Origin of the sequence: Hominiventricola filiformis (assembly GCF_020686965.1) — a bacterium.
Taxonomy (GTDB): Bacteria; Bacillota; Clostridia; order Lachnospirales; family Lachnospiraceae; genus Hominiventricola; species Hominiventricola filiformis.
In genome coordinates, this window is the sequence record NZ_JAJEPS010000003.1 from 49,505 (window position 1) to 64,336 (window position 14,832).

Here is a 14,832-nt window from a genome sequence, read left to right on the forward strand (position 1 = left end):
TCCGACAGCAGCCTCCCTCACCGCATGCCTTATACGGTCATAATCTCTTTTGTCTTCTCTTCAATGGCTTTGTCGATGTCGGCAATATATTTGTCCGTCATCTTCTGCACCTTGGTCTCCAGATCTTTCTGGTCATCCTCAGTCAGCTCATTGTTCTTGTTCATCTTCTTGAATGCTTCGTTTGCATCACGACGGATATTACGGATGGCAACCTTTGCCTCGTCACCTTTCTTCTTAACATCCTTTGCCAGCACCTTTCTGCGCTCCTCTGTCAGCTCCGGGAATACCAGACGGATGGAAGAACCATCGTTGGTCGGATTGATGCCAAGCTCAGAAGTCATGATGGCTTTCTCGATCTCTTTGATCATTTTCTTTTCCCACGGCTGAATCTGGATGATTCTTGCCTCCGGAACAGAAATATTTCCAACCTGCTGCAGCGGGGTCGGTGTTCCGTAATAATCTACTTTAATTTTATCCAGCACATGCGGATTGGCACGTCCTGCACGGATAGCTGCCAGATCTCTTCCCAGTGCATCAAAGGATTTGGTCATTTTGCTCTCATATACCTGTAATCTCTCGTCCATGAATAAGTCCTCCCTTTAAACCGTTACTTTCGTTCCGGAAAATTTTCCCTTTAATGTATTCACAATGCTGTTCTCTTCATTTAACCCGAATACCATCATGGGCATCTTGTTCTCCATACACATAATGGAAGCGGTCAGATCCATCACTCCAAGCTTCTGATCGATGACGGTCTGGATGGAAATCTCGTCATATTTCTTTGCATCCGGATTCAGCTTCGGATCGCTGTCATAAATACCGTCCACTGCTTTTGCCAGCAGAATGACATCTGCTTCAATCTCAATGGCTCTGAGGGTTGTCGTGGTATCCGTAGAGAAATACGGATGTCCGGTTCCGCCTGCGAAGAAGGTTACCACGCCCTTCTCCAGACACTCTACCGCTGCATCCTTGGTAAACATCTCTGCCATAGGTCCCATGGTGAACGGAGTAAATACCTTCGTCTTCATGCCGACACTACGGAAAATCTCGGACACGTAAATGCAGTTCATAACCGTTGCCAGCATTCCGATCTGGTCGGATTTGGTACGGTCAATGTTCTCGCTGGTTCTTCCGCGCCAGAAGTTGCCGCCGCCGATAACTACGCCTACCTGCACGCCGCTGTCGCAGACTTCCTTTACCTGTTTTGCCACCTGTACGCAGGTCGCCTCGTCAAAACCGGTGTGCTTCTCGCCTGCGAGAGCCTCACCGCTCAATTTCAGTAATACACGCTTCATATAGCACCTCTGTCTGTTTCTTTGCGGTACAGTTTGCATACTTTCACCGTCCGCTTACTCTGTCAACACTTTACCATAGATTCCCCATTTATGCAAGCTGATCGGAATCAAGAAGAATAGTAAAGGGTCCATCGTTTAAAAGCTCCACCTTCATGTCTGCACCGAACTCTCCGGTCTCCACGGTTTCTACCTGTTCCCGGCATTCTGCAATGATGTACTCATACATTTCATTTGCCATGTCCGGCTTACCTGCCTTAATAAAGCTGGGACGGTTGCCATGCTTACAGTCCGCATACAGGGTAAACTGGGAAATCAAAAGGAGGCTTCCGCCTACTGTATGTATATCCAGATTGGTCTTGCCGTTCTCGTCCTCAAAAATGCGGAGTCCCAGCAGTTTTTTCACCATTTTATCTGCGGTCTCTTTTGTGTCCTCATCAGACACGCCGATCAGCACCATAAATCCCTGTCCGATTTTTCCAATGACATTGCCGTCTACGGTTACGGATGCATGAGTTACTCTCTGTACTACAAATCTCATCTTCTGTCTCCTTATGTTTCCTTATTTTCTAAGATCGATGCCTGCTGCCAGCACCTCCTGGTAGAGCCGCCCTACCGGGAGCCCTACCACATTATTATAATCACCTTCAATGCCGGATACATAAGCCGCAAACAGTCCCTGGATGCCGTAAGCACCGGCCTTATCCATAGGTTCTCCACTTGCCACATAATCCCGGATCTGTTCTTCTGTCATGGGATAAACATGCACGTGAGTAGTCTCTGCAAAACAGATCTCTTTTTTCCTGACTCCATCCCGCAAAATAACCGTCACTCCGGTCAGTACCTGATGGGTCCGTCCCTGCAGCATCCGGATCATCCGCACGGCATCCTCCTGATCCTTTGGTTTTCCCAGGATTTCATGATCTGCCGCCACTACCGTATCTGCACCAATCACCACATCTCCGTCGGTCCGCGTTGCCACTTCCCGTGCTTTCTGCCGGGACAGTTCTTTTACCGCCTCCTCCGGTACCGTGGTATTAATGATTTCTTCTCCCTCTGCTTTCACGATCTCAAAAGAAATTCCGACCTGTGCCAGCAGTTCTTTCCGTCTCGGTGAGCCGGAAGCAAGTATGATGTTTCTCATAGATTTCTCTCCTCGTAACTGTTACCGCTATTCAGTGTACCAATTCCCGGCCTGGATTGCAATCTATAATCTGTCACTCTTTTGCAAAAGGGTTCCGGTAGGAAGATAGTTCTCCCAGTTCCTCCTGAATCCGCAGCAGCTGGTTATATTTCTCCGTCCGCTCTGCCCGGCAGGGTGCCCCTGTCTTAATCTGTCCGGCACCAACCGCCACAGCAAGGTCTGCAATCATGCTCTCGCAGGTTTCTCCACTTCGATGGGAAATAATTGTCCGGTAACCAGCCCTGTGTGCCATATGGATCGCATTGAGAGATTCTGTCAGCGTACCAATCTGATTGAGTTTAATCAAAATCGCATTGGCTGCTCCCAGCTGGATCCCGCAGGCCAGACGTTTTGTATTCGTCACAAAGAGATCATCCCCCACCAGCTGAAGCTTCTCGCCTAACCGTTCTGTCATAAGCTGCCAACCGTCCCAGTCATCTTCCGACAAACCATCCTCCACAGATACCAGTGGGTATTTTTCTGCCAGCGCTTCATAATAATCAATGAGATCTTCTGCACTTCTGCTCACCAGATGACCGCCTTCTTTCGCCTCGCCCGGAAATTCATACCGGCCGCTCTTCTCACTCACCAGTTCACTGGCTGCCGCATCCATGGCAAATACAAAATCCGTTCCCGGTTCATATCCCGCTTCTTCCACAGCCTCTTTCAGATACCAGAATGCTTCCTCTGCATTTTTCAGATCCGGGGCAAATCCGCCCTCATCTCCCACCGCTGCTGAAAGGCCTTCCTTTGCGAGCAGCAGTTTCAGTTTGTGATACACTTCTACTCCCATGCGCAGTCCTTCCCGGAAACAGCAGGCACCCACCGGCATAATCATAAACTCCTGAAAATCCAGGGAATTGGCCGCATGACGTCCTCCATTTAAGACATTCATCATGGGAACCGGCATGACGTCCGTCCCCACTCCTCCCAGATACTGATAAAGAGGTACGCCAAGGGCTGCTGCTGCCGCTTTCGCCACCGCCGCAGACACCGCCAGAATGGCGTTTGCTCCCAGGTTGGACTTATTTTCCGTACCATCCGCATCGATCAGCAGATGGTCAATATACCCCTGATTCAAGGCATTTTCTCCCAGCAGTACATTGGCAATCTTTGTATTCACATTGGAAATGGCTTTCTCCACGCCCAGTCCAAGGAACCGCTCCTGCCCATCCCGCAGCTCCACTGCTTCAAACCGCCCGGTAGATGCCCCTGAAGGAACCGACGCCCGGCCTTTATGGATGCCGTCCAGAATAACTTCCGCTTCTACCGTAGGATTCCCTCTGGAATCCAGGATTTCTCTTGCGTAAATATAAGTGATTGGCAGATACAGATTCATAAAAAAAGAACCTCCTCATACTGTTTTTGATAGTATGAGCAGGTTCTTCTGCTTCTATTCCGGTTTGAACTACTCAGCTGCAGTCAGGAACTCAGACTTCACATAGCCTTCTTTTCCATCCTGCTCAGTGCAGCGGATCTGTACCCACTCCTGAGATGCATCGCCCACAACCTCTACAGTCTCACCATTAGCAACCTTGGTCACAATGCTGCTGTCTGTGCTCGCTTCACTGCGGACATTAACAGAGCTTGCATTCACCTTCATGGTTACAGTCTCCGGCTCTGCAGGTTCTTCTTCAGCCGGCTGTTCTTCTTCCGGAGTTTCCTCCTCAGAAGAATCCGTCTCTTCTGTCTGCTGATTCTCAGCCTCGCTGCTGTCATCAGCGGAATCTCCATCCCCCTTAATGACAAGCTCTGCGTTTCCGTCTTCCTGTTCTTCTGTTGTCTGTGCCGGCTGCTCTGTATTTCCCTTATCTCTGTTCAGGAAGAAATATGCGCCCACTCCGATCACAGCAACAATCACCAGTGCAAGAACAATTCCGAGGATTACCATCTTCCGGTTATCATCTTCCAGATCCCAGTCGTAACGATCATCATCTTCGTCCTCGTCATAGGAATTCTCATCGTCATCCTCGTCATATTCATCATCTTCGTCCTCGTCATAGGAATTCTCATCGTCATCCTCGTCCTCAGACTCATCATCTTCTTCGTCTTCCGGCTCTTCCACTACCGGTACAGCTTTTTTCTTCTTCGGCTCTGCCGGCTCTACGTCCACATCTGCCACAAAATACTCGAAATCATCTGCCTCTTTCACCGGCTCATCCAGAATACCGGCTGCTTTGGAAGCCTTTGCATAGACGCGGTCAATCCACTCTCCCTGTCCGGCAGAAAGAATCTGTCTGCACGCACCGAGAAGAAGAACTCTCCAGTCTGTCAGATAAGCAGCTGCGCTCTCCGGCTGATTTTTCGTCAGATTCGGAAGAAGGCTTCCTACTTTTCCAAGCTCTGTTTCCACCTTGTCTGTCGGAAGGCCAAAGATCTCAGCGATCTCCTCTGCCTGAAAATCATCCATATAGGACATTACCAGCAGAATTCTGTGCAGAAGCGGCAGTGCTGCCGGAACTGCTGCCAGGGTACTCTCCTGACAACGCACTCCTTTTTTCTGTCCCTCCAGAAGGTGATGATATGCCTTTCTCATCTCTCTGTAATATCTCTGCCAGAACCATTTCTCCGGATTCACCGGCAATGCGGCTTCATCCACATCCCCTAAGAATGCCGTATAGAACGCCTCCATGAAGTCTGCTGCCTGCTGATCATTCTGCAGTACCAGAAGACTCCGGCAATATACGTCTTCATAGGTGGCATCATATAATTTGCGGTAACCCTGTTCCTCGCCTTTTTTCAGCTGCTCCAGGGCACGTCTCATCTCCAGTACCATAAATACACCTGCCTTATTTTATAAGCAGAGATTTTCCTGTCATCTCTGCTGGCTGTTCCATTCCCATCAGTTCCAGAAGCGTCGGGATAATGTCTGCCAGGCATCCACCCTCACGCAGCTTGTATGCCGGATCTGCATTTACCAGAATGAACGGAACCGGGTTGGTAGTATGTGCGGTATACGGCTCGCCAGTCTCGTAATCTACCAGCTGCTCTGCGTTTCCGTGATCTGCACAGATGAACATCTGTCCGTCAACCTCTTTCAATGCTGCGACTGCTTTTCCAACGCACTCATCCACCACTTCAATTGCTTTAATTGCTGCAGATTCCACACCGGTATGTCCTACCATATCCGGATTTGCAAAGTTGATAATAATTACATCGTACTTATTAGAACGAATTGCTTCGCACAGACGATCACACACTTCGTATGCACTCATCTCTGGCTGCAGATCGTAAGTTGCAACTTTCGGGGATTTTACAAGGATACGGTCCTCTCCTTTGTTTGGCTGCTCTACACCACCATTAAAGAAGAAGGTAACATGTGCATATTTCTCTGTCTCGGCGATACGGGCCTGGGTCTTTCCATGAGCTGCCAGATACTCACCGAAGGTATTGTGAAGTTCTACTTTCTTAAATGCAATGATGGTATTCGGGATGGTTGCATCATACTGAGTGAAACATACGTAGGTCAGATCCAGCTTCTTCTCTCTTGCAAATCCATCAAACTCATCTGCGCAAAATGCTCTGGTAATCTCTCTTGCACGGTCCGGACGGAAGTTGAAAAAGATCACGGAATCTTTATCCTGAATGGTTGCTACCGGCTTGCCATCTTCCATGACAACGCTCGGTTTTACGAACTCATCATGTACTTCTTCTTTGTAAGAGTTTGCCACTGCACATACCGGACACTCTGCCGGAACGCCTTCGCCTTTGGTCAGCGCCTTGTAAGCCAGCTCTACGCGATCCCAGCGGTTATCACGGTCCATTGCATAATAACGGCCCATAACGGTAGCAATTTTACCAACGCCGATCTCTTTCATCTTATCACTTAACTGTTTTACAAAATCTTTTCCGGATGCAGGGGGTGTGTCACGGCCATCAAGGAAGCAGTGAACGAAAACTTTCTCCAGCCCTTCACGTTTTGCCATTTCAAGAAGTGCATACAGATGCGTAATATGACTATGCACGCCGCCATCGGAAAGCAGACCATAAAGATGCAGGGAAGAATTGTTCTTCTTTGCATTCTCCATAGCAGTCAGAAGTGCCTCATTTTTAAAGAAATCCCCATCCTGAATCTCTTTCGTAATTCTGGTCAGTTCCTGATATACAATGCGGCCAGCGCCCATATTCATATGTCCTACCTCAGAGTTACCCATCTGTCCGTCCGGAAGACCTACTGCCAGTCCACTGGCATTTCCTTTTACAAACGGATATTCTTTCATCAGCTGATCCATCACTGGGGTAGCTGCCTCCGCAATGGCATTTCCATCTTTTCTGTCATTCAGGCCATAGCCATCCAGAATCATCAGCACTGTTGGTTTCTTACTCATCATTTTATCTCCTTTATCATCTATCTATAGAGGCCTGTCGTCAGGACAAGCCTGTAACCAGCCATATGTCATTGTACATGAAGTACGTAGAACATGCAAGCAATCACGACACGATTTCAGACATTTTTCACTGTTGTGCCGGTACTCTCGGCAAATCCGGATGTTCTCCGGACCATCCCATCTGAGGCAGTCCCCTCAGATACCATATATCTTCTTCCTTAATCGTAAACTCCGGCAATTCCAGATTCTGTCTCATTCGCTCCGGTACTGATGCCTTGGGAATCACGCCTATTCCAAGCTGCAGAAGAAATGTAAGCAGAAATTGCGCTGGTGATGTCTGATATTTCTCCGCCATTTTCTGAATCTGTTCCTGTTCCATAATCCTTCTTCTGCCCAACGGACTCCATGCCTGTACCTGAATCTGATGTTTTTTGCAGTAAGAAACAGCCGACTCCTGCAGATACCCCACATGCAGTTCTAACTGATCTACCATCGGCTGAATCTCTGCTGTCTTACGGATATTTTCCAGATGATGGGGCAGGAAATTACTAACACCAATAGCACGTACCTTTCCTTCTTTATATAATTCTTCCAGTGCTCTCCAGCTCTCCCGGTCCAGTTCCTTCCAGTCTGCGAATTCTGGGTCCGGTTTTGGCCAATGCAGCAGAAACAGATCCAAATAATCTGTCTGCAGCCTTTCCAGAGACTCCTGAAAGCTTTTTTTCGTATTCTCATAACCCAGATCTGTCTTCCATACTTTCGAGGTAAGGAAGATCTCTTTTCTGGAAATACCACTCCGGGTAATGGCTTTTCCTACCTGTTCTTCATTTTTGTAAGCGGCTGCCGTATCCAACAGACGGTATCCAGCCTCCAGTGCCTGGCTGATCACACACTCATCACGTCCGTCAGTACTTTTATACGTACCAAATCCAATTTTCGGCATCTGTACACCGTTTGGCAGTTCAAAATAACTCCTCATCTTCATCCCTCTTTTTTCTGTATATAAAGAGAGAGAAGGCCGCGCCTTCTCTCCCCGTATTCATCTGCACGATGACTTATTTCCAGTTTACAATTTTTCCGAAATCCGGTTTCAGAGCAGCGCCGCCTACCAGGCCGCCGTCGATATCCGGCTGTACAAACAGTTCCGGAGCAGTTGCAGCGTTTACAGATCCGCCGTACTGAATACGGATAGCTTCTGCAGTTGCCTCATCATAGATCTCTGCGATGCACTCACGGATGCCCTTGCATACTTCCTGAGCCTGCTCAGTAGTAGCGGTCTTTCCGGTTCCGATAGCCCAGATCGGCTCGTAAGCGATAACTGCGGTCTTAGCCTGCTCTGCAGTTACACCAAGAAAACCAACCTTAACCTGCTGACGGATAAAGTCCATGGTAACACCCTGCTCTCTCTGAGTCAGAGTCTCGCCACAGCACATGATCGGGGTCAGGCCGTGCTCAAATGCTTTCAGCATTTTCTTATTAACAGTCTCGCTGGTCTCTGCGAAGTACTCTCTTCTCTCAGAGTGTCCAAGGATAACGTATTTTACACCTACATCAGTCAGCATGTTCGGGGAAATCTCTCCAGTGTAAGCACCTTTCTCCTCGAAGTACATGTTCTCTGCACCAACCTGGATATTGGAACCTTTTGCAGCTTCCATAACCGGAATGATGTCGATAGCCGGCACGCAGAATACTACATCAGCATCCTCGGTAGCTACCAGCGGTTTTAAAGTGTTTACCAGTTCTACTGCCTCACTGGGAGTCATGTTCATTTTCCAGTTTCCAGCGATAATTTTCTTTCTTGCCATTTTCATAGCCTCCTGAATTGTTTATTAAAACTTATTTATCATCTGCTGCCATAACACCCGGAAGCTCTTTGCCCTCAAGGAATTCAAGGGAAGCTCCGCCGCCGGTGGAAATATGGGTCATCTTGTCACCATATCCAAGAGTATTGACAGCTGCTGCGGAATCACCACCACCGATAATGGTAGTAGCATCCGTCTCAGCCAGTGCTTTAGCAACTGCGATAGTTCCTTTTGCAAGGATCGGATTCTCAAATACGCCCATCGGTCCGTTCCATACAACCGTCTTTGCAGATTTTACAGCATCAGCGTAAAGCTCTGCAGTCTTCGGTCCGATATCCAGTCCCAGCTTGTCAGCCGGAATGTGATCGCAGTCAACAGTTTCAACCGGAATCTCTGCATCGATCGGGTTCGGGAATGCAGATGCAACTACGGTATCGATCGGAAGAAGCAGTTTCTTTCCAAGTTTGTCAGCTTTTGCAAGCATCTCTTTGCAGTAATCCAGTTTCGTATCATCAACCAGAGAAGTACCAACCTCAGCGCCCTGTGCTTTCAGGAAGGTATAAGCCATACCACCGCCAATGATCAGGGTATCGCATTTCTCAAGCAGGTTGGAAATAACATTCAGCTTATCAGCAACCTTTGCTCCGCCAAGGATAGCAACGAACGGACGAACCGGGTTCTCTACAGCATTGCCAAGGAAGTTGATCTCTTTCTCCATCAGGTATCCAACTACATTCTCGCCGCCTTTAGCTCTGATAAATTTGGTTACACCTGCAACGGAAGCATGTGCTCTGTGAGAAGATCCGAATGCGTCGCATACATAGATATCAGCCAGATCAGCCAGCTCTTTGCTGAACTCTTCGCCGTTCTTGGTCTCTTCTGCACCGCGGAAACGGGTATTCTGAAGAAGAACCACATCTCCGTCTTTCATGTTTGCAACAGCTTTGGTAGCTTCCTCTCCGGTTACATGATAATCGGATACGAATACAACCTCTTTGCCGAGTTTCTCAGACAGACGTTTTGCAACCGGTGCAAGAGACTCTCCCTCGTTCGGACCATTCTTAACTTTTCCAAGATGAGAACAAAGAATTACTTTTCCGCCATCAGCGATCAGCTTTTTGATGGTCGGAAGTGCTGCTACAATACGGGTCTCGTCAGTGATCACGCCGTCTTTCAGCGGTACGTTAAAATCGCATCTTACAAGAACACGTTTTCCTTTTGCGTTGATATCATCAACTGTTTTCTTATTTAATGACATTAGACAATGCCTCCATTTCTTTCAGGATTAAAAAAAGGTCCGGTCCTGAAGACCGGACCTTTTGAGGTCTTAAAATATAAGACTGCCGCCTGTCAGCAATTATGCTAACTCAGCGAAGTATTTGATGGTACGAACCATCTGAGAAACGTAAGAGTTCTCGTTATCATACCAAGATACAACCTCAACCTGGGTCTTTCCATCCGGAAGCGGGGAAACCATAGTCTGGGTAGCATCAAACAGAGAACCAAATCTCATACCAACGATATCGCTGGATACGATCTCGTCCTCGTTGTATCCGAAGGACTCAGTAGTTGCTGCTTTCATAGCTGCGTTGATCTCTTCTTTGGTTACTGCTTTATCTACAACTGCAAACAGAAGAGTAGTAGATCCGGTCGGGGTCGGTACACGCTGAGCAGCACCGATCAGTTTGCCATTCAGTTCCGGAATAACAAGACCAATTGCTTTTGCAGCACCAGTGCTGTTCGGAACGATGTTAACAGCGCCTGCACGGCTTCTTCTCAGATCGCCTTTTCTCTGCGGTCCGTCAAGGATCATCTGATCACCAGTATAAGCATGGATGGTGCACATAATACCGGACTCGATCGGAGCCAGATCGTTCAGAGCTTTTGCCATCGGTGCCAGGCAGTTGGTGGTACAGGAAGCTGCAGAAATAACAGTATCCTCTTTGGTCAGAGTTTTGTGGTTTACGTTGTATACGATAGTCGGCAGATCATTTCCAGCCGGAGCGGAAATAACTACTTTCTTAGCGCCTGCAGTGATGTGTGCAGAAGCTTTCTCTTTAGAGGTGTAGAATCCGGTACACTCCAGAACTACATCTACGCCGATTTCTCCCCACGGAAGCTCAGCTGCGTTAGCTTTTGCATAAATCTTAATCTCTTTTCCGTCAACGATGATAGAATCATCAGTTGCAGATACGGTGTCAGCCAGAGCATATTTACCCTGAGAAGAATCATATTTCAGAAGATGTGCAAGCATTTTCGGGGAAGTCAGGTCGTTGATTGCTACTACCTCATATCCCTCTGCGCCAAACATCTGTCTGAATGCCAGACGGCCAATACGTCCGAATCCATTGATCGCTACTTTTACTGCCATGATTAATTCCTCCTAAAAGTTGAATAATGATATATGCTGATCTTCCAACTCTTGCCATGATTGTTAAAAGATCATCAACCGTTACTTATTTTACCTGCTTTGCCGAAAAATATCAATAGTAAATTCAAAAGATTATCTATTTTCTTGCTTTACTTTTCTCTTTTTATCCTCTATGATGGTTTCAATCACGGGATTTAAACCATTTTTTACACAAAGGAGAATTTTTTTGAACATACAAGCTGACTATCATGTGCATACTTCTTTCTCTGGTGACTGTAACATTGCTCCAAGAATCATGATTGAGCGCGCGCTCTCTCTCGGTCTGACCCATCTGTGCCTGACAGATCATATGGACTATGATTATACGGACGGTGATCTCTGTTTTGAATTTGACCCGAAAGTTTATTTCGAGCAGCTGCTTTCTCTTAAGGAAGAGTTCGCAGACCGGATTGATCTCCGGATCGGCATTGAACTGGGACTTCAGCCATACCTCACAAAAAAACATCATAACCTGATCTTTTCCTATCCTTTTGACTTCGTCATCGGTTCCGTCCATCTCGTAAACGGAAAAGATCCCTACTATCCGGTCTTCTTCGAAGGAAGGAAGGAATCCACCGCATACGAAGAATATTTTGAATGCTGTATCCAGAACCTGGAATCCTACTCCAATTTCGATACCTTCGGTCATCTGGATTATATCGTAAGATACGGTCCTAATAAGAATAAATACTATTCTTTTGAACGTTATCAGAAATACATCGACGGAATTCTCCGTCGTCTGATCCGTTATAACATCGGCCTGGAAGTCAACACCGGCGGATACAAATACGGCCTTGACACCACCAATCCCTGCCGTGAAATTATTCTTCGCTACCGGGAACTGGGTGGAACCATCATTACATTTGGTTCCGATGCCCATGATCCGAAATATCTGACCTACGAATTTGAAAAAGCAGCAGAACTTGTCCGTTCCTGTGGATTCCACTCCTACTATATTTTCAAAGGCCGAAAACCTGTGGAACTGCCGCTGTAGCTTTTAATCCAGCAAAAAATCCTCTGAAGGAACATTTCCTCAGAGGATTTTCATATTCTGATTACCCAATAATAGTGCCGCCTCCGGCTACATACTCTCCATCATAGAATACCACTGCCTGTCCAGGCGTTACTGCACGAACCGGCTCGTCAAAGACACATTCCACTTCATCTTCTCCCACCATTCGTGCTGTACACATGGCACCACTGTGATTATAACGGATCTTAGCCAGAAAACGCCGTTCTCCGTCAAGTTCCGGAATGCTCATCCAGTTCAAACGATTAGCGCGAAGTGTGGTGCTGAATACCGCATCTGCCTCTCCGATCACCACTTCTCCCGTCTCCGGGCGAATCTCCGTCACGACTACCGGCCGGCCCATGGCCAGTCCAAGCCCTTTCCGCTGGCCGATGGTGTAATGAGTGATTCCTTTATGCTTTCCGATGACTCTGCCATCTTCCCACACAAAGTTACCTTCCGGAATCTTTCTGCCGGAATTTTCTTCAATAAAATGAGCATAGTCCCCGTCCGGCACAAAACAAATCTCCTGGCTGTCCGGCTTATGAGCCACCGGAAGCCCTGCCTCTTCCGCAAAGGCACGGATCTGATCCTTTGTATAAGCTCCTACCGGCATCAATGTATGGGACAGCTGCTCCTGGGTCAGATTGTAAAGAGCATAGGTCTGATCCTTTGCTGCTGTGGCAGAATTCTTAATGGCATACCGGCCATTGGGTAGGTGTTCAATCTGTGCATAATGACCGGTTGCAATATAGTCTGCTCCGATATCAAGACTGCGCTTCAGCAGAGATTCCCATTTTACATAGCGGTTACAGGCAATACAGGGATTGGGTGTACGGCCTTTTAAGTACTCGTCCATAAAATAGTCGATGACCCGCTCCTTGAAATCCTGTTTGAAGTTCATCACATAGTAGGGAATCTCCAGTCTGGATGCCACTCTTCTGGCATCGTCTACCGCAGAGAGGCCACAGCATCCACCATTTGCCTCCACCTGATCCGGATCTTCATCCTGCCAGATCTGCATGGTAACGCCCCATACTTCATACCCCTGCTTCTGAAGAAGCCAGGCCGCCACGGAAGAATCTACGCCGCCGGACATTCCGACAACGACCTTCTTTTTCTCCATTTTAGTATTCTTCCTCTTCTTCTCCCTCATGAATGTCAGACTTCGGTTTCTTCAGTCCGTCAATCTTGATGTGGTTCTTCTCTGCATAATCCCACAGTGCTGCATGGATTGCCTCCTCTGCCAGCAGGGAGCAGTGTACTTTTACAGGCGGAAGTCCGTCCAGTGCTTCCATAACTGCTTTATTGGTAACTTCCAGAGCTTCATAGATGCTCTTTCCTTTTACCAGCTCTGTTGCCATGCTGCTGGTTGCAACTGCAGCGCCGCAGCCGAAGGTTTTGAATTTGACATCACGGATGATCTGGTTCTCATCGATATCAAAATAAATTCTCATGATATCACCGCATTTTGCATTACCTACGGTACCAACTCCGCTGGCATTCTCGATCTCTCCTACGTTTCTCGGATGCTGGAAATGATCCATTACTTTATCACTATACATATCTTTTTCCTCTTTTCTAAAATACTCCGCCGGTTAGACCGTCGCTCTTATTTCTGTTTTTTAATGAAGTCCTCATAAAGCGGAGACATGCTTCTCAGTCTTGCCACGATCTTCTTGATGCAGTCTACTACATAGTCAATGTCTTCCAGGGTAGTCTCCTCACTTAAGGTCAGACGCAGAGAACCATGGGCGATCTCATGGGGCAGTCCGATGGCCAGAAGAACGTGGGACGGATCCAAAGATCCTGATGTGCAGGCAGAGCCACTGGAACCACAGATACCATCCATATCCAGCATGATCAGAAGGGACTCACCCTCTACGAACTGGAAGCTGAAGTTTGCATTGTTCGGCAGACGGTCAGTTCTGTGTCCGTTCAGTCTAGTGTAGGGAACCTCTGCCAGTACACGGTCGATCAGATGATTTCTCAGCTCGATCTCTTTTGCAGTACGCTCTTTCATGGTTCTTGCCGCCCGCTCTGCTGCCACGCCATATCCTACGATACCCGGCACATTCTCAGTACCTGCACGTCTTTTTCTCTCCTGTGCTCCGCCGTGAATAAAGCTTCTGATCTTCACGCCTTTACGGATATACAGGAAACCGATTCCCTTCGGTCCGTTCAGTTTGTGTCCGCTGGAGCTTAACATATCAATGTTCAGTTCATCTACATTAATAGGAAGCTGTCCATATGCCTGCACTGCATCTGTATGGAATAGAATGCCATGTTTCTTCGCAATCTCACCAATCTCTTTGATCGGCTGGATGGTTCCGATCTCGTTGTTTGCAAACATTACGCTGATCAGAATGGTGGTCGGGCGGATTGCCTTCTCAAGCTCATCCAGTTTTACTTTACCAAATTCATCCACATCCACATAGGTCACTTCAAAACCATGTTTCTCCAGCCAGTCGCCGGTATGAAGAATGGCATGATGCTCAATCTTCGTGGTAATGATGTGGTTGCCTTTCTCTTTGTATGCCTCAGCGGTTGCCTTCAGCGCCCAGTTATCGGACTCGCTGCCGCCAGCGGTAAAATAGATCTCCTCCGGATTTGCTCCCAGAGTCTTTGCAATCTTCTCTCTGCCTGCTGTAATGGCTTCTTTGCTCTTCTGGGAAAAGCTGTAAACGCTGGAGGGGTTACCATACATTTCTGTAAAATAAGGAAGCATTGCCTCCACTACTTCCGGCGCTGTTTTGGTTGTTGCCGCATTATCAAGATAAATAAGCTTCTTCTCTTCGCTCATATCCA

General features: G+C 47.6%; 15 protein-coding genes. 1 reads left to right on the forward strand and 14 read right to left on the reverse strand.

The features are described 5' to 3' along the window. Positions 1 to 29 precede the first annotated feature (29 nt). From frr to gap, 11 genes are all read right to left on the reverse strand, one after another. Complete coding sequence (gene frr / locus LKD36_RS04565; RefSeq protein WP_118769359.1) at positions 30 to 584, reverse strand: ribosome recycling factor; 555 nt, start codon at positions 582 to 584, stop codon at positions 30 to 32. Positions 585 to 599: 15 nt separating this feature from the next. After that, entirely contained in the window at positions 600 to 1,295 is a 696-nt protein-coding gene (gene pyrH / locus LKD36_RS04570; RefSeq protein WP_118769358.1) for a UMP kinase, read from the reverse strand. 88 nt (positions 1,296 to 1,383) lie between these two features. Further along, positions 1,384 to 1,833 carry a D-aminoacyl-tRNA deacylase gene (dtd, locus tag LKD36_RS04575; protein WP_308458876.1) on the reverse strand — a complete coding sequence of 150 codons (450 nt, stop codon included), beginning with the start codon at positions 1,831 to 1,833 and terminating at the stop codon, positions 1,384 to 1,386. A 21-nt stretch (positions 1,834 to 1,854) separates the two neighbouring features. Beyond that, on the reverse strand, positions 1,855 to 2,436 hold the full coding sequence (locus LKD36_RS04580) for a Maf family protein (RefSeq protein ID WP_308458877.1): 582 nt from the start codon (positions 2,434 to 2,436) through the stop codon (positions 1,855 to 1,857). A gap of 73 nt (positions 2,437 to 2,509) precedes the next feature. Then, entirely contained in the window at positions 2,510 to 3,814 is a 1,305-nt protein-coding gene (gene eno / locus LKD36_RS04585) for a phosphopyruvate hydratase (RefSeq protein ID WP_308458878.1), read from the reverse strand. 69 nt (positions 3,815 to 3,883) lie between these two features. Further along, on the reverse strand, positions 3,884 to 5,251 hold the full coding sequence (locus tag LKD36_RS04590; RefSeq protein WP_308458879.1) for an SH3 domain-containing protein: 1,368 nt from the start codon (positions 5,249 to 5,251) through the stop codon (positions 3,884 to 3,886). Between the two features lie 13 nt (positions 5,252 to 5,264). Further along, entirely contained in the window at positions 5,265 to 6,803 is a 1,539-nt protein-coding gene (gene gpmI / locus LKD36_RS04595) for a 2,3-bisphosphoglycerate-independent phosphoglycerate mutase (protein WP_308458880.1), read from the reverse strand. 127 nt (positions 6,804 to 6,930) lie between these two features. After that, positions 6,931 to 7,782 (reverse strand): aldo/keto reductase, encoded by an 852-nt coding sequence (locus LKD36_RS04600; protein ID WP_308458881.1) that lies wholly within the window; start codon positions 7,780 to 7,782, stop codon positions 6,931 to 6,933. A gap of 76 nt (positions 7,783 to 7,858) precedes the next feature. Further along, a complete protein-coding gene (gene tpiA / locus LKD36_RS04605; protein ID WP_117497228.1) occupies positions 7,859 to 8,608 on the reverse strand; it encodes a triose-phosphate isomerase in 750 nt (249 codons plus the stop codon). Between the two features lie 31 nt (positions 8,609 to 8,639). After that, a complete protein-coding gene (locus tag LKD36_RS04610) occupies positions 8,640 to 9,863 on the reverse strand; it encodes a phosphoglycerate kinase (protein ID WP_118769352.1) in 1,224 nt (407 codons plus the stop codon). 99 nt (positions 9,864 to 9,962) lie between these two features. Beyond that, entirely contained in the window at positions 9,963 to 10,976 is a 1,014-nt protein-coding gene (gene gap, locus LKD36_RS04615; RefSeq protein ID WP_117497233.1) for a type I glyceraldehyde-3-phosphate dehydrogenase, read from the reverse strand. Positions 10,977 to 11,202: 226 nt separating this feature from the next. Between gap and LKD36_RS04620 the strand changes: the two genes are divergently transcribed. Continuing rightward, positions 11,203 to 12,009 carry a histidinol-phosphatase HisJ family protein gene (locus tag LKD36_RS04620; protein ID WP_308458882.1) on the forward strand — a complete coding sequence of 269 codons (807 nt, stop codon included), beginning with the start codon at positions 11,203 to 11,205 and terminating at the stop codon, positions 12,007 to 12,009. 61 nt (positions 12,010 to 12,070) lie between these two features. Here LKD36_RS04620 and mnmA read toward each other — a convergent pair whose 3' ends face one another. From mnmA to nifS, 3 genes are read right to left on the reverse strand one after another with little or no spacing between them, the layout of a single operon-like run. Then, positions 12,071 to 13,150 carry a tRNA 2-thiouridine(34) synthase MnmA gene (mnmA, locus tag LKD36_RS04625; RefSeq protein ID WP_118769350.1) on the reverse strand — a complete coding sequence of 360 codons (1,080 nt, stop codon included), beginning with the start codon at positions 13,148 to 13,150 and terminating at the stop codon, positions 12,071 to 12,073. Position 13,151: 1 nt separating this feature from the next. Then, complete coding sequence (gene nifU, locus LKD36_RS04630) at positions 13,152 to 13,589, reverse strand: Fe-S cluster assembly scaffold protein NifU (protein ID WP_118769349.1); 438 nt, start codon at positions 13,587 to 13,589, stop codon at positions 13,152 to 13,154. A gap of 47 nt (positions 13,590 to 13,636) precedes the next feature. Next, positions 13,637 to 14,827 (reverse strand): cysteine desulfurase NifS, encoded by a 1,191-nt coding sequence (gene nifS / locus LKD36_RS04635; protein WP_308458883.1) that lies wholly within the window; start codon positions 14,825 to 14,827, stop codon positions 13,637 to 13,639. Positions 14,828 to 14,832: the final 5 nt, after the last annotated feature.

Bases quoted from the DNA above. Each gene is read 5' to 3' on its own strand.
- LKD36_RS04610 (WP_118769352.1), bottom strand. From the start codon at position 9,863: ATGTCATTAAATAAGAAAACAGTTGATGATATCAACGCAAAAGGAAAA.
- frr (WP_118769359.1), bottom strand. From the start codon at position 584: ATGGACGAGAGATTACAGGTATATGAGAGCAAAATGACCAAATCCTTT.
- mnmA (WP_118769350.1), bottom strand. From the start codon at position 13,150: ATGGAGAAAAAGAAGGTCGTTGTCGGAATGTCCGGCGGCGTAGATTCT.
- gap (WP_117497233.1), bottom strand. From the start codon at position 10,976: ATGGCAGTAAAAGTAGCGATCAATGGATTCGGACGTATTGGCCGTCTG.
- LKD36_RS04600 (WP_308458881.1), bottom strand. From the start codon at position 7,782: ATGAGGAGTTATTTTGAACTGCCAAACGGTGTACAGATGCCGAAAATT.
- dtd (WP_308458876.1), bottom strand. From the start codon at position 1,833: ATGAGATTTGTAGTACAGAGAGTAACTCATGCATCCGTAACCGTAGAC.
- nifU (WP_118769349.1), bottom strand. From the start codon at position 13,589: ATGTATAGTGATAAAGTAATGGATCATTTCCAGCATCCGAGAAACGTA.
- pyrH (WP_118769358.1), bottom strand. From the start codon at position 1,295: ATGAAGCGTGTATTACTGAAATTGAGCGGTGAGGCTCTCGCAGGCGAG.
- gpmI (WP_308458880.1), bottom strand. From the start codon at position 6,803: ATGAGTAAGAAACCAACAGTGCTGATGATTCTGGATGGCTATGGCCTG.
- tpiA (WP_117497228.1), bottom strand. From the start codon at position 8,608: ATGGCAAGAAAGAAAATTATCGCTGGAAACTGGAAAATGAACATGACT.
- LKD36_RS04580 (WP_308458877.1), bottom strand. From the start codon at position 2,436: ATGAGAAACATCATACTTGCTTCCGGCTCACCGAGACGGAAAGAACTG.
- nifS (WP_308458883.1), bottom strand. From the start codon at position 14,827: ATGAGCGAAGAGAAGAAGCTTATTTATCTTGATAATGCGGCAACAACC.
- eno (WP_308458878.1), bottom strand. From the start codon at position 3,814: ATGAATCTGTATCTGCCAATCACTTATATTTACGCAAGAGAAATCCTG.
- LKD36_RS04590 (WP_308458879.1), bottom strand. From the start codon at position 5,251: ATGGTACTGGAGATGAGACGTGCCCTGGAGCAGCTGAAAAAAGGCGAG.